Consider the following 13,133-nt stretch of genomic DNA (forward strand, 5'->3'; position numbering starts at 1 on the left):
CTGTCTATGACTGAGTCCGAGATCGGGTTGCGGGAGCGTCTGGTCGACGCCGGCGTGGAGCTGCTGGAGGCCGAGGGGCTGCAGGCGCTGACCCTGCGGGAGATCGCCCGGCGGGCCGGCGTCTCGCACGGGGCGCCGCGCCGCTACTTCCCCACCCACCTGGAGCTGCTGTCGGCCATCGCCCGCCGGGGCTTCGCCGACCTGGCCGAGCGGGTGCGGGCGACGCTCGCACACGGCCCGGCCGGTCCGCGTGCGCAGGCGGCGGCGCTGGCGCGGACGTATCTGGAGTTCGCGCTCGACAACCCCGGCATGTACGAGCTGATGTTCCGTCACGACCTGCTGGAGAGCGGGCACCTGGGGTTGCGGGAGACGAGCCTTCCCCTGTTCCGCGTGCTCGCCGGGCTCGTCGGCGAGCTCCTGCCCGGGGCCGACGCCCGGCGGGTCACGGGCGCCCTGTGGGCCAACCTGCACGGGATCGCCCAGCTGTGGCGCTGGCGCAGTCTGCAACTCGCCGTCGGCGACGAGGACTTCGCGCCCCTGCTCGATGCGGTGCTGCTGGCCCACCTGGGGCCGGAGGGCGGCCGGTGAACCGGCGGTGGGCGCTGGCGAGCAGTGTCGCGGGCGCGGTGGCCGTCGCGCTGGACGGCACGGTCCTCACCGTCGCACAGCCCCGTCTGCAAAGGGAGTTGGGGGCGTCGTTCGCCGAGGTGCAGTGGACCAGCACCGCGTATCTCGTCGCCGTGGCCGGTCTGCTGGTGTTCGCGGGGCGGCTCGGTGACCGGTACGGGCAGCAGCGGGTCTTCGCGCTCGGCATGCTGGGGTTCGGGGCAGCGTCGGCGGGAATCTGCGGCGCGCCCGGTGTCGGCTGGGTGATCGGGCTGCGGGCGGTGCAGGGGGTGTTCGGGGCGCTGCTGCAGCCGGCGACGCTGGGCATGCTGCGGGCCGCGTACCCGCCGGACCGGCTCGCTCGGCCCCTGGCCCTGCGGACCGCCGCGATCGGGCTGGCCGCGGCTGCGGGGCCGCTGGTGGGCGGGGCACTGGTGACCGGCCTGGGCTGGCGGGCCGTGTTCCTCGTGAACGTCCTGCCCGCGCTCGTCTTCGGCCTGCCGGCGGTGCTGCGGCCGCAGCGGCCCCCCGCGGGCTCCCGGACGCCGCTGGACGTGCCGGGTGCCGTACTCCTGGCGGTGACCCTCGCCTGCCTGGTGCACTCGCTGACCGCGCGCCCCGCCTCCGCGGCGGGACTCGCCGTCGCCGCGGTCACCGCCGCCGTCCTCGTGCGGCACGAGCGGCGTACGGCGAGCCCGCTGCTGCCGCCCGCGGTCATCGGCTCGCGCGCGGCCGGGGCGGCGCTCGGTGTGCTGGTGGTCGTGTCCGCCGCGTTGTCCGGCACCCTCTTCGTGGCCACCTACCTGCTGCAACGCCGGCTGGGCCTGGACCCCTTGGCCGGTTCCCTGAGGAGTCTGCCGCTCGCGGTGCTGGTGGTGGCGTCCGCCGCGCTGTGCCCGGTGCTGCTGCGCCGCTTCGGGACCCGCGGTACGACGACGGGGGCGACGGCGCTGCTGGCGCTCGGTGTCCTCGTGCTGTCCGGGGCCCGCTCCACGCCCGCGCTCGGCTGCGCGTTCGCCCTGCTGGGCGCGGGTTTCGGGACAGTGATGGTGGCGGCCACCCAGGTGGTCGTACGACGGGCCGAGGTGGCGGTGGCCGGAGTGGCGGGCGGGCTGCAGCAGACGGCGCTGAACATCGGCCCGGCCCTGGGAGTGGCCACGGCGACCGCGCTCATCGGCGCCGGGACCGCGACCGCCCTGCTCGCCCTGGCGGCCGTCGCGGCACTCGGCGTGCCGCTGGCCCGCGCGCTGCCGAGGACCGACGGCGACGGCACGCCGGCCGGGAGCGACGGCGCCCCCGAGGTGCCCCCGACGGTCCGTGGCGTCGCGTCGCTCACAAACCCCGCTGATGAACGGGTCCATGGTGGTGTTCCTGGGCGACCATGAGTGCCGGGTGCCTCCGGCGGGCGACCGGGGGCATCGCGTACGAGCCGACGGAGGAGAGCGATGGCAGGGCTGCGGCAGGAAGTCGACCCGGACGAGGCGGGGCTGGACGTCAAGGCGCTGGACCGCCTGGACCGGCAGATCGCGCGGTACGTCGACGAGGGGCGGCTGCCCGGCTTTCTGGTGGCCGTGTCACGCGGCGGCCGGGTCGCCCACCTCACCACGTACGGCCTGCGGGATGTCGCGGCCGGGCTGCCGGTCGAGGCGGACACGCTGTGGCGGATCTACTCCATGACCAAGCCGGTCACCGCGATCGCCGTACTGCTGCTGGTCGAGGAGGGCGGGCTGTCCCTGGACGACCCGCTCGCACGTCATCTGCCGGCGTTCGCCGACCCCCGGGTGTACGACGGCGGTTCGGGCGCGGACCTGCGGACGCGCCCGGCCGCCGGCCCGATCCTGATCCGGCATCTGCTCACCCACACCGCGGGCCTGACCTTCGGTTTCTACCATCAGCACCCCGTCGACGCGCTCTACCGCGCATCCGGTCTGGAGTACTCGGTTCCGCCGGGCGCCGATCTGCCGGAGACGGTGGAGGTGTACGCGCGGATGCCGCTGCAGTTCGACCCGGGCACGCAGTGGAACTACTCGGTGGCCTCGAACGTGCTGGGCCGGGTCGTCGAGGTGGTGTCCGGGCGGCCACTGGACGCGTTCTTCGCCGAGCGGATCCTGCGTCCGCTCGGCATGACCGACACCGGGTTCCACATCGCGCCGGAACAGGCGGGCAGGCTGGCCGAGTTGTACGGGGAGACGGACGAGGGCGGGATCGAGCCGGTGCCGGGGCTGCCGGTGCACGGCCGGCCGAGGTTCCTGTCCGGCAGCGGCGGCCTGGTCTCCTCGGCGTACGACTTCCACCGGTTCATGGAGATGCTGCGCCGGGGCGGCGAACTGGACGGCGTACGGCTGCTGTCCGCGGACGGCGTCGGCATGATGACCCGCAACCAGCTGCCGGGGAACGCGGTGTTGCGCGCCTTCGGCGCCCCCGCCCACCAGGAGCCCGGCAACGACGGGCTCGGCTTCGGCTTCAACGTGTCGGTGGTGACCGACCCGTCCCGCACCCTGGCCCCGTCCAGCCTCGGCACGTACGGCTGGACCGGCGCGGCCACGACCGCGTTCTGGATCGATCCGGCCCATGAGCTGACGGTCCAGTTCATGACGCAGGTTCGCCCGAAGACGCTGAAGATCTTCCCGGAGCTGCGGCGGCTGGTGCACGAGGCGCTGACGGACTGACCGCGACGGCAGGGCGCCCGCCGCCCGTGGGGGGAGGCGGCGGACGCCGGTACGGCCGGCTTCAGGAGCCGTGGGCGACGGCGTCCAGGTGGGGCAGGATGTGGTCCATCCGCTCCCGCTTGGTCCGCAGATACGTGATGTTGCTCTCGCACGGCTCGATGAGCAGCGGCACCTGCTCGGCGACCTGGATGCCGTGCCGCACCAGCGCCTCCCGCTTGCGCGGGTTGTTGGACATCAGGCGCACCGAGCGCACCCCGAGGTCGTGCAGGATCTCCGCCGCGACGCCGTAGTCCCGGGCGTCGACGGGCAGGCCGAGCGCGAGGTTCGCCTCCACCGTGTCCAGTCCCTCCGCCTGCAGCGCCATCGCGCGCAGCTTGGCGAGCAGTCCGATGCCGCGGCCCTCGTGGCCCCGCAAGTAGACGACGATGCCGCTGCCTTCGGCGACGACGGCACGCAGCGCGGACGCCAGCTGGTCGCCGCACTCGCAGTGCCGGGAGCCGAACGCGTCCCCGGTCAGGCATTCGGAGTGCAGCCGCGTCAGCACGTTCTCGGTGCCGATCTCGCCGTACACCAGGGCCACTTGCTCGTCACCGCGGTCGTGGTCCAGGTAGCCGATCGCCTGGAATTTCCCGTACACGGTGGGCAGCGGGGCATTCACGACGCGTTCCGCGCCCGAACGCCGCGGGGACTTCTTGCCGAGTACGCCCATGTTGACGCCGGAGTTTTCTGTCATGATCTGATTCCTAAGCAGAGACGAAAGGCCGTGAAAAGATGAGTGGTTCGGGCGCGCGTGCGGCGGCAGGTGGGGGAACAAACGGCGTGGCGCACGGCGTGCTGCCGGCGGACACCACCGAAGAGGTACGGACGCGGGGGGCGGGCGTTTCAACACAGGTGGCCGTCCTTCCCGTGGGCAGTTTCGAACAGCACGGTCCGTTCCTTCCGCTGGCGACCGACACGCTCGTCGCCTGTGCCGTGGCGCGGGAGATCGCCGCCGCGTACCCGGTGCGCCTCCTTCCTCCGGTGACGGTCTCCTGCTCGCACGAGCACGCGGACTGGCCGGGGACCGTCAGCATCTCCGCCGTGACCCTCCATGCGGTGGTCTCGGACATCGCCGCGTCGCTGCGCCGCTCGGGCGTCGACGCGCTCGTCGTGGTCAACGGGCACGGCGGCAACTACGTTCTGGGCAACGTCGTCCAGGAGGCCTCCGCGCGCGGTGAGCGGATGGCGCTGTTCCCGGCCGCCGAGGACTGGGAGGCGGCTCGGGAGCGGGCGGGGGTGCGTACCTCGCTGCTGACCGACATGCACGCCGGGGAAATCGAGACCTCGATTCTGCTGCACGCTCATCCCGAATTCGTCCGCCCTGGTTACGAGTCCGCCGATTTCACCGCTGACGACCGTCGTCATCTGCTCACCGTGGGAATGTCCGCCTATACCGAATCGGGCGTCATCGGCCGTCCTTCCCTCGGGTCGGCGGAAAAGGGGAAGGCACTGCTGGCGAGCCTGGCGGAATCCTTCGAGCCGTATTTCGCACTGCTCACGTCGGCGACGGGACGGGGGTAGCCGGGGGTGGGCGCCGTGCCCGAGACGGGCGCCGTGCCCGAGACGGGCGCCGGGCCCGGGGCGGCCGCGTGGTCCCGTCCGGGCGCTGGGGCCTGCGCGGGCGCGGCGTCCGGCGCGGGCGCGGTGTCGTCCTGTCCGTGTGCGGGGTCGTCCGCGAACGCGGGGGCATGCGCGCGCGTGGGCCCGTGCGCGGACGCGGGCCCGTCCGCTGACGCGGAGCCTGGGTGCTGTGAGGGCCGTGGGTCGCCCGGCACGGGAGCCGGGGCCGGGGCCGTCGAGGCGGGGGCCTGCTGGTCCGTGCCCTGGGGAGCTGTCGTGGTGCGCAGGGTGGCGTACCAGCGCGCGATGAGGACGACGGCGCCGGGCAGGCTCGCCACGAAGCTCAGCACGCCGTACACGACGGCGACGGCGACCCCGGTGCTCGCGCCGAGTCCCGCGGCGCCGAACGCCCAGGCGGTGACGCCCTCGCGGGGCCCGAAGCCGCCGACGTTCAGCGGCAGCCCCATGGCGACCAGGGCGAGGACCGCGAGCGGGACCAGCTCCACGACGGAGGCGGCGGAGCCGGCGACCCGGGCCGCCACGACGAACATCGCCACGTGCCCGGCCAGGACGACGGCGGAGGACAGCGCGATGCCCGGGCCGCCCCGGCGGGAGAACAGGCCCTGGCGCGCCTCGCCGAGGGCGGCGCGCAGGCCCCCGGCCCGGCGGGAGGTCGTGCGGTTCATGCGCACGGCGAGGCCGACGGCGAGCGCGCCGGCCCCCGCGAGGGCCACCAGCGGGGCGAAGTCGCGGGCCTCGGCGCGGACCGGGGACGGCAGCGTCGGCAGCACCGCCACGGCGAGCACGGCCAGCGCGAGCTGCCCGGCGACGCGTTCCAGGACGACGGCCTTCACCCCGCGCCGCATGTCACCGGTGCTCTGCCCGTGCCGGACCGCCCGGTGCACATCGCCCAGGATCCCGCCGGGCAGCGCCGCGTTCAGGAACAGCGCCCGGTAGTAGTCGGCGACGGCCGGGCGCAGCGGCAGCCGGATGCCGAGGCCCAGGGCCACCAACTGCCAGCGCCAGGCGCTGAGCACGGTGGTCAGCACGCCGATGCCGAGCGCCGCCAGCACCGTCGCCGTGTCGATCCGCCGCAGCCCGTCGACGAGCACGCCCGTACCCAGCCGCCACAACAGCGCCCCGAGGATGACCGCGCCGGCGACGGTCCCGAAGTGCGTACGCAGCGCGCGGAAGCGGGGTGGCCGGGGGGCGGAGGGCTGCGGCGGCTCAGGGAGCGGGGGCTGACGTTCCAGAAGCCCGGTCCCGGCCCCGCGGGCGGTCTGCGCGCTACCCGCGACGGCCACGCGCGCGTGCATCGTGCCGACGCCGTACCCGCACGCGTCGGCCGGCCCGCCGTCGTGCACGCGTGCGTGCCCCGTGCCGGGGGGCGTTGCCGAGCGCGAGTTCATGACGCGCCGCCCGTCGGCCGGGGCAGGGCCAGCAGGTCGCTGTGGTGGACGACGGCCCGCAGCTCACCGGCCGCGCAGGCGGCGAGCCGGTCCCGCAGATACCGCTCGGCGCGATCGCGCAGCGCGGGCCGCTGTTCCACGGCCGCGCCCACCCAGCCGCGCAGCCACTGCTCGGTCAGCGCCGACTCCGCGGGGCCGAGCCGCCAAGGGCTCGGATGCACGCGTACGGCGGCTCCGCGTGCGGCGAACGCCTCGCAGGCCACGGTGACCGCGTCCGGGCCGAGCAGCCCGGCGCGCCGCTGATGGGCGTTGAACGCGTCGGCGATCTCCGCGTCCAGCGGGTCGGCGGGGCTGAGTTCGACGCGCCCGGCGACCGACAGGGTGAGCAGCGCGGGGCAGCCGGCCCCGGCGCAGGCGTCGACGAGGGTGACCACCTCCTCGCGGGTGAGCACGTCGAGCAGCGCGGAGGCGGTGACCAGCGAGGCCCCGGCCAGCGCGTCCGGCGTCAGCCGGGCGACGTCGCCGCGCCGGGTCTCCACGGTGACGCTGCTGCCGTCGGCGGCGGAGCGCGGGGAGCCGACGGCGGCGAAGTGCAGCAGATAGGGGTCGCGGTCGTGCAGGACCCAGTGCTGGGGGCCGTCCAGGCGGGGCGCGAGCCAGCGGCCCATCGAGCCGGTGCCGCAGCCCAGGTCGTGCACGGCGAGCGCGCCGGTGTGGCCCGGCAGGTTCGCCAGCCGGATCCGCAGGGGATCGAGCAGGTCCTGCGCGCGGGCGGTGGCGTCGGCACCTTCCCGCAACGTGAGCCATTCGGGCGCGTAGCGGGGCGCCTCCTCGGGTTCGTCGTGCCGCAGCCGCACGGTGGCCCGCTCACCGGGACGGCCGACGGGCCCGGCCCCGGCGACGACCGAGGCGCCCACGCCGCGCTGCCCGTCATCGTCGGCACCGCTCGCCCCCGTACCGGACGCCTGCGAAATCACCTCGCCACCCGGGACACCGGCCCTCTCGCCACCGGCCTCGCGTGCCGGCTCCCTCTCGCCCTCGGCCTTCCGCAGCGGACCCATCGCCCTCCGTCCGGTCTGGGCCGGGATCGACGCCATGCCGTTCGTCGTGGTCTCCGGCGTGGTCATGCCGCCCTCCCAGGGGCTTCGGGGAGTCGTGCGAGGACTCCGGCCAGGCTGCGGGCGGTGGTGGCCCAGCCGTCGAGCGCGGCGCGGCGGCCGCGCGCGGCGGCCTTGAGCCGGCGGCGTACGTCGGGCTCGCCGAACCAGCCGCGCAGTTCGGCGGCGAGCGCGGCGGGGTCCTCCGGCGGGACGAGGATGCCGGGCACCCCGCCGTCGGGGGCGCGGCCGACCGCCTCCGGCAGTCCGCCCACGTCGGTGGCGAGGACCGGGATGCCGCGGGCCAGGGCCTCGGTGACCGCCATGCCGTAGGTCTCGGCGTAGGAGGTGAGGACCATCAGGTCGGCGGCCGCGTACGTGGCGTCGAGGTCGGCGCCGGAGCGCGGGCCGGTCAGGTGCAGCCGGTCGCCGAGGCCGTACCGGGCGATCAGCTCCCGCAAGTGGGCCACGTACGCGGGGTCGTGGCCGAGTCCGCCGACCAGCTCGCAGGTCCACGGCAGGTCCCGTACGGCCGCGAGCGCCGCCACGAGCCGGTGCTGGCCCTTGCGCGGGGTGACGGCGGCCACGCACAGCAGCCGGGAGACGCCGTCGGTGCCGGGCGCGAGGGGCGCGATGTCGGCGCCGGGGGCTGCCACGTGCACCCGGTCGGGGGCGAGCCCGTGGTGGGAGACGAGCCGCCGTACGGCCCAGTCGCTGGTGGCGATGACGGCGGGCGCGGCGCGCAGCACGGCGCGTTCACGGGCGTCGAGGTCGGCGGCGACGGCCGGGTCCAGGCCCGTCTCGTCGCCGAGCGGGAGGTGGACGAGGACGGCCAGGCGCAGGCGGTCGGCGTGCGGGGCGACGACGTCCGGGACGCCGCAGGCGACGATCCCGTCCAGCAGCACCACCGCGTCGTCCGGCAGGTCGCTCAGGGTGCGGGCGAGGTGGTCGCGGGCGGCCCGGTCGGGGCGGGGCCAGGTGCCGGGTGCGCCGTGCCGGGTGACCTGCCAGCCGAAACCGGGCAGGTCCAGGCAGACCCGGCGGTCGTAGGCGTTGCCGCCGCTGGGCGCGGCCGGGTCGTCGACGCCGCCCGGCACGACGAAGTGCACCGTGCGAAGGGACATGGGGATGATTCCGGGCTTCTCGGAGGTGGCGGGCTGTGCCGGGACGTACGGCAGCCGGGTCCGCTGCGTGGTCGCCCCGGTCACAGGCCACGCTCGTAACTCGCCCAGGCGATGTGCGACTCGTGGAGGGTGACGGTGAGGCCGGCGAGGCCCTTGGCGCCCTCGCCGAGGGCGCCCTTGTGGATGCGTTCGGCGAGCCGGTCGGCGATGACCTTGGCGAGGAACTCGGTGGACGTGTTGACGCCCGCGAACTCGGGTTCGTCGTCCAGGTTGCGGTAGTTCAGCTCGGCGGTGATGAGGCGCAGTTCCTGCGTGGCCAGGCCGATGTCGACCACGATGTTGTCCTCGTCCAGCTGCTCGCGGCGGAAGGTGGCGTCCACGAGGAACGTGGCGCCGTGCAGTCGCTGCGCGGGCCCGAACACCTCGCCGCGGAAGCTGTGGGCGATCATGATGTGATCGCGGACGGTGATGCTGAACAACGGACGACCCTCCAGGTACGACGCGTCTGGTCCCCCTGTCCTTACCCGTCGGGGGATGCCGTGTAGTACGGCTCTTCGCTTCCCCGCGTTCAGCCCGCTCTCACTCTTTTCTCAGGTCAGGCCCGTCTCGGCGTACCGGATCCGGTGGCACAGGGCGGGGATCTCGCCCGAGGCGAGCTTGGGCATGACGTCCGGGAGTTGCTCGAAGGCGCTCTCCCCGGTGATGAGCGCGTCGAGTGCGGGGTCGGCGAGCAGGTCGAGGGCGAGCGCCATCCGGTCGGCGTAGTCCCGGCCGGCACGGGCGGCCGGGGAGACCGTGCCGACCTGGCTGCTGCGCACGGTGAGCCTGCGGGAGTGGAAGGCCTCACCGAGCGGCAGGGCGACGCGCCGGTCCCCGTACCAGCTCAGTTCCACCACCGTACCCTCCGGGGCGAGGAGTTGCAGGGCGCGGGTCAGGCCGGCCTCGGTGGCGCTGGCGTGCACGACGAGGTCGCAGTCGCCGAGCGCCCTGTCGGGCGTGGCGAAGTCCACGCCGAGCGCCTCGGCGGTCTTCGCGCGGGCCGGGTCGGCGTCGACGAGCTGCAGCCGGACTCCGGGGAAGCGGGCGAGCAGGGCGGCGACCGAGCAGCCGACCATGCCGCCGCCGACCACCGCGATCCGGTCGCCGATCAGCGGTGCCGCGTCCCACAGGGCGTTCACGGCGGTCTCCACGGTCCCGGCGAGCACGGCCCGCCCGGCGGGCACGTGTTCGGGCACCACGGTCACGGCGTTCACCGGAACGGAGTAACGGCTCTGATGCGGGTACAGGCAGAAGACCGTACGCCCGATGAGCTCGGCCGGGCCCTCCTCCACCTCGCCGACGCTGAGGTAGCCGTACTTCACCGGGCCGGGGAAGTCGCCCTCCTGGAACGGCGCCCGCATCGCGGCGTGTTGGCTCTCCGGCACCCCGCCACGGAACACGAGCGTCTCCGTGCCACGGCTCACCCCGGAGTAGAGCGCACGCACCACGACCTCGTCCTCGCCGGGCTCCGCGAGGGTGAGGTCGCGCAGCTCGCCGTGGCCGGGTGAGCGCAGCCAGAACGCGCGGGCCGAACGGTTCATCGGCATCCTCCTGAACAGTAGGGAAGTTGTTCACGTACCGAGAAGTGCACAGGCCGCGCACAGTACGCGGCGTTGATCGACTCTGTCACTCGGCCGGAGGGTGTGCGGTGGCCCTGAACAACACGTATGACGCCAGGCCCCAGCAGGAAACGGCGGTGGGAGCGGGCATACAGCTCCTGCTGCTGGCCCTGCTCGGAACGGCGATAGGCATGGGGCCGGCCGGCTGGCTGACGGGCCTGGCGTTCGCGTTCGCCACCTGGGCGGTCCTGTCCCGGGCCCTGCACCGCGCCAGCCTGCGCAGCTTCGGCCCCGCGAACCGTGTCACGCTCGGCCGGGCGACCCTGGTGGGCGGGGTGACGGCCCTGGTCGCGGACTCCTTCGAGAGCGCGCCGCCGGTGACCCTGCTGGTCGGCCTGACCGCCGTCGCCCTGCTCCTGGACGGCGTCGACGGCAAGGTGGCCCGCCGCACCGGCACCTCGACGGCGCTCGGCGCGCGCTTCGACATGGAGGTCGACGCGTTCCTGATCCTGGTGCTGAGCGTGTACGTGTCCACCCAGCTCGGCCCGTGGGTGCTGCTGATCGGCGGCATGCGCTACGCCTTCGTCGCCGCGGCCCGCGTCGCCCCCTGGCTGAACGCCCCGCTGCCCCCGTCCTTCGCCCGCAAGACCGTCGCCGCGGTCCAGGGCATCGCCCTGCTCCTGGCCGGCGCCGAGCTCCTCCCCCGCCTGGCGAACCTCGCGATCGTGTCCGTCGCGCTGGGCTCACTGCTGTGGTCCTTCGGCCGCGACGTGCTGTGGCTGTGGCGCACCTCCCGTATCCGCGTGGAGGCGGTGGCCGAGGAGGGAAAGGTGCTGGAGCTGGTGGGGCGCTGAGCAAGGGCCCCTGGCATCGGGAGGGGCCCGGACCGCATGCCGGTCCGGGCCCTTCCTCATGTACCCGGTGGTTACGACCGCGCGCCCCGGCTCCTTACGACGGCGAATGCGGCGGCCGCGAGGCCGAGGACGCCGGCGACCAGCCCGGCGATGCCGAGCCCGCGGGCGGTGGAGTCGCTCGCGTCGGTGGCCTTGGCGCCGGTGGTGGCGGTGGCAGTGGCGGTTTTGGCGGACGCGGGGGCGCCACTCGCGTCACCGGCCGTCAGCTTCAGCACCGGGGCCGGGTTCTCCGGCTCGTCGCCACCGGCCGGTTCCTCGATCCAGCGCACGACCTTGCCGTCGGAGTAGGTCTGCAGCGTCTTGAAGACCAACTGACCGGTGTCGTCCGGCAGTTGCCCGAAGGCGACGTTGAAGTCCTCGTACTGCCCGGCACCGATCTTCCCGCCGCTGAAGGTGATCACGGAGGCGGCCTCGGTGATGGTGCCGTCGTCGGTCTTGACCGGCGTCTTGAGCTTGGTGGTGGTGACCTTGGCGGTCCAGCCGTCCTGCGGGTGCACGAGCACGCCGAGCACGGGATGGTCGGTGGGCAGGAAGACCTGCACCTTGGTGGTGGAGGCGCTGTCCTCCTCGTTCGGGACGCGGAAGGTGAGCACGCCGTCGGTGGCTCCCTTGGCGTAACTCTCGGGATGGACGGTGACGTGCGCGGAGGCGGCACCGGCGGCGAGCAGGACCGTGGCGGCGGTGAGGGCGGTGACGGTTCCGGCGCGGCGCAGGGTGATACGCGATGCGGACATTGCGGTCATGACGGACATGAGTGAGTCGATCTCCGTACGGTGAGGTGTCGTTCGGGGTCAGCGCGAGTACGGGATCGGAGCCGGAGGTCCGCGTCTGCTGACGGCGTGCCGCAGCAGGGCCAGGCGGGGTGGTGCGGGGGCGACCGGGACGCGCGGGGCGTGACCGGCGGGGACGGGCAGCGGGGTGCCCCGCCACCAGGCGACGAGGCCCGGCACGAGCGAGGCGGCCCGGCGCAGCAACGACCACAGCGCGGCCTCGCCCCGCCGCAGCCACCAGGAGGCTGCCAGGGCGGCGAGGAGGTGGGCGCCGGTGGCGGGGGCTGTGAGCTGGGGGTGGGCGGTCGACTGCACGTGACTCAAGGCCGTCGCATGGGCGTGCATCCCGGCCATGGCGTGACCGGGCATGGCCACCCGCCCCCCGCCGGGGTGGGCGGCGTCGAAACCGAGGTGCAGTCCGGCCTGGGTCAGCAGCATGGCCGCACCGATGCCGGACAGCGACCGCTCCCGGCCGCCGAGCAGCCAGCCGACCGCGAACACGGCCAGGAAACCGGCCGCGTCGGCCCACAGCGGCGGCATGTCACCCATGGCCAGCCCGTGCCCGGCGGCGGCGAGCAGCACACACACCGCGGCGAACACCGCGGCACGCAGGCCTCTCACTGCCGGGGATGGGCTCATGGTGAGGGATCCTCCCACGCTCGGGTGATACGTGGTGTTCCGGTGTCCCGTTCAGCCGCCGGGCATGTGAAGGGGCCCGTCGGCCTTGCCGAGCAGGGTGCGCCGGAGCCGACCGCGCGCCCCGCCCCGTCTACTCCATGCCCGTCGCATCGAGAAGACGGACCAGATCCTTGCGCCGGTACCCCAGCAGGGAGCCCCGGTGAGCGGCCATGAGCAGCAGATGGCCCACCGTCTGCGCCCCGTGACCGTTCTTGTCGCCGCCGAGCCACTCCTCGGGTTTTTCGATGCCCATGCCGGTCATCACCAGGCCGTGCTCCCGACGGATCTCCGCGACCGTCCTCGTGACCGCGTCCAGGAGGGTGGCCCCCGAGCGCTCACAGGTCAGCGCGAAGCCATCCCAGTCGGCCGGTTCGCAGCCCGCGGGCGGCTGCGCCCGCAGACTCGCGTACCGTTCGTCGTCGAAACCGACCCCTGGGAAGTCGTCGTGGACCAGGAAGAACCGGTGATACCCGGGAGGGACGGGAGGCGGTGGGGGCGCGTACTCCCAGCCCGCGTCCTCGTACAGCCGTCGCTGGACCTCCTCCTCGTCGGCGAGGGTCACGGTGAAACCCGTTTCGTCGTTGCGGCCCGTCGTCGTGCCGTCCGGGTTGCGGCGGAAGGACAGTCCCATGCGCGTCTCCTTCGATTCCGAGGCCCTGGAGGCCCCGT

The 13,133-nt window shown here is 74.2% G+C and carries 13 protein-coding genes and 1 pseudogene; 5 read left to right on the forward strand and 9 right to left on the reverse strand.

Features of this window, described 5'->3' with window-relative positions; translation table 11 throughout:
• Positions 1–6: 6 nt before the first annotated feature.
• Genes ABB07_RS05565 through ABB07_RS05575 form a run of 3 tightly spaced genes read left to right on the forward strand, consistent with a single transcriptional unit; the run spans position 7 to position 3,275 of the window.
• On the forward strand, positions 7–588 hold the full coding sequence (locus tag ABB07_RS05565; protein ID WP_208897660.1) for a TetR/AcrR family transcriptional regulator: 582 nt from the start codon (positions 7–9) through the stop codon (positions 586–588).
• Positions 585–1,991, forward strand: a complete 1,407-nt coding sequence (locus ABB07_RS05570; RefSeq protein ID WP_208897661.1) for an MFS transporter — start codon at positions 585–587, stop codon at positions 1,989–1,991. The genes ABB07_RS05565 and ABB07_RS05570 overlap by 4 nt, the downstream gene beginning before the upstream one ends.
• Positions 1,992–2,051: 60 nt before the next feature.
• On the forward strand, positions 2,052–3,275 hold the full coding sequence (locus ABB07_RS05575; RefSeq protein ID WP_208897662.1) for a serine hydrolase domain-containing protein: 1,224 nt from the start codon (positions 2,052–2,054) through the stop codon (positions 3,273–3,275).
• Positions 3,276–3,336: 61 nt separating this feature from the next.
• Here ABB07_RS05575 and ribA read toward each other — a convergent pair whose 3' ends face one another.
• Complete coding sequence (ribA, locus tag ABB07_RS05580; RefSeq protein ID WP_208897663.1) at positions 3,337–4,008, reverse strand: GTP cyclohydrolase II; 672 nt, start codon at positions 4,006–4,008, stop codon at positions 3,337–3,339.
• 38 nt (positions 4,009–4,046) lie between these two features.
• Here ribA and ABB07_RS05585 point away from each other — a divergent pair, with 38 nt between their 5' ends.
• Entirely contained in the window at positions 4,047–4,835 is a 789-nt protein-coding gene (locus ABB07_RS05585) for a creatininase family protein (RefSeq protein WP_208897664.1), read from the forward strand.
• A gap of 371 nt (positions 4,836–5,206) precedes the next feature.
• Here ABB07_RS05585 and ABB07_RS41720 read toward each other — a convergent pair.
• The 5 genes and pseudogenes from ABB07_RS41720 to ABB07_RS05610 form a co-directional block, all read right to left on the reverse strand.
• Positions 5,207–6,283, reverse strand: a pseudogene (locus ABB07_RS41720) (lysylphosphatidylglycerol synthase transmembrane domain-containing protein); the annotation flags it as partial.
• Positions 6,280–7,410 (reverse strand): class I SAM-dependent methyltransferase, encoded by a 1,131-nt coding sequence (locus ABB07_RS05595; RefSeq protein WP_244189223.1) that lies wholly within the window; start codon positions 7,408–7,410, stop codon positions 6,280–6,282. The gene ABB07_RS05595 and the pseudogene ABB07_RS41720, both read right to left, overlap by 4 nt.
• Positions 7,407–8,588: a glycosyltransferase family 4 protein gene (locus ABB07_RS05600; protein ID WP_208897665.1), complete on the reverse strand. Its 1,182-nt coding sequence runs from the start codon at positions 8,586–8,588 to the stop codon at positions 7,407–7,409. The genes ABB07_RS05595 and ABB07_RS05600 overlap by 4 nt, the downstream gene beginning before the upstream one ends.
• Positions 8,585–8,983, reverse strand: a complete 399-nt coding sequence (locus tag ABB07_RS05605; RefSeq protein ID WP_023545418.1) for a 6-pyruvoyl trahydropterin synthase family protein — start codon at positions 8,981–8,983, stop codon at positions 8,585–8,587. Before ABB07_RS05605 ends, ABB07_RS05600 begins: the two co-directional genes overlap by 4 nt.
• A 111-nt stretch (positions 8,984–9,094) precedes the next feature.
• Positions 9,095–10,084 (reverse strand): zinc-dependent alcohol dehydrogenase, encoded by a 990-nt coding sequence (locus tag ABB07_RS05610; RefSeq protein WP_208897666.1) that lies wholly within the window; start codon positions 10,082–10,084, stop codon positions 9,095–9,097.
• Between the two features lie 107 nt (positions 10,085–10,191).
• Here ABB07_RS05610 and ABB07_RS05615 point away from each other — a divergent pair, with 107 nt between their 5' ends.
• A complete protein-coding gene (locus ABB07_RS05615; protein ID WP_208897667.1) occupies positions 10,192–10,956 on the forward strand; it encodes a CDP-alcohol phosphatidyltransferase family protein in 765 nt (254 codons plus the stop codon).
• Positions 10,957–11,027: 71 nt separating this feature from the next.
• Here ABB07_RS05615 and ABB07_RS05620 read toward each other — a convergent pair whose 3' ends face one another.
• The 3 genes from ABB07_RS05620 to ABB07_RS05630 all read right to left on the reverse strand — a co-directional run bounded on the left by ABB07_RS05620 (position 11,028) and on the right by ABB07_RS05630 (position 13,095).
• Positions 11,028–11,750, reverse strand: coding sequence for a YcnI family copper-binding membrane protein (locus ABB07_RS05620; RefSeq protein WP_208897668.1), 723 nt, complete (start codon positions 11,748–11,750; stop codon positions 11,028–11,030).
• Positions 11,751–11,807: 57 nt separating this feature from the next.
• On the reverse strand, positions 11,808–12,425 hold the full coding sequence (locus ABB07_RS05625) for a hypothetical protein (protein WP_208897669.1): 618 nt from the start codon (positions 12,423–12,425) through the stop codon (positions 11,808–11,810).
• A 130-nt stretch (positions 12,426–12,555) separates the two neighbouring features.
• Positions 12,556–13,095: a hypothetical protein gene (locus ABB07_RS05630; protein WP_208897670.1), complete on the reverse strand. Its 540-nt coding sequence runs from the start codon at positions 13,093–13,095 to the stop codon at positions 12,556–12,558.
• Positions 13,096–13,133 lie beyond the last annotated feature (38 nt).

The sequence above is a fragment of the Streptomyces incarnatus genome (assembly GCF_001027185.1).
Taxonomy (GTDB): Bacteria; Actinomycetota; Actinomycetes; order Streptomycetales; family Streptomycetaceae; genus Streptomyces; species Streptomyces puniciscabiei.

What these genes read in the sequence shown, in the direction of transcription:
- ABB07_RS05610 (WP_208897666.1), bottom strand. Translation starts at nt 10,084, where the DNA reads ATGAACCGTTCGGCCCGCGCGTTCTGGCTGCGCTCACCCGGCCACGGC.
- ABB07_RS05575 (WP_208897662.1), top strand. Translation starts at nt 2,052, where the DNA reads ATGGCAGGGCTGCGGCAGGAAGTCGACCCGGACGAGGCGGGGCTGGAC.
- ABB07_RS05565 (WP_208897660.1), top strand. Translation starts at nt 7, where the DNA reads ATGACTGAGTCCGAGATCGGGTTGCGGGAGCGTCTGGTCGACGCCGGC.
- ABB07_RS05585 (WP_208897664.1), top strand. Translation starts at nt 4,047, where the DNA reads ATGAGTGGTTCGGGCGCGCGTGCGGCGGCAGGTGGGGGAACAAACGGC.
- ABB07_RS05620 (WP_208897668.1), bottom strand. Translation starts at nt 11,750, where the DNA reads ATGTCCGCATCGCGTATCACCCTGCGCCGCGCCGGAACCGTCACCGCC.
- ABB07_RS05625 (WP_208897669.1), bottom strand. Translation starts at nt 12,425, where the DNA reads ATGAGCCCATCCCCGGCAGTGAGAGGCCTGCGTGCCGCGGTGTTCGCC.
- ABB07_RS05630 (WP_208897670.1), bottom strand. Translation starts at nt 13,095, where the DNA reads ATGGGACTGTCCTTCCGCCGCAACCCGGACGGCACGACGACGGGCCGC.
- ABB07_RS05595 (WP_244189223.1), bottom strand. Translation starts at nt 7,410, where the DNA reads ATGACCACGCCGGAGACCACGACGAACGGCATGGCGTCGATCCCGGCC.
- ribA (WP_208897663.1), bottom strand. Translation starts at nt 4,008, where the DNA reads ATGACAGAAAACTCCGGCGTCAACATGGGCGTACTCGGCAAGAAGTCC.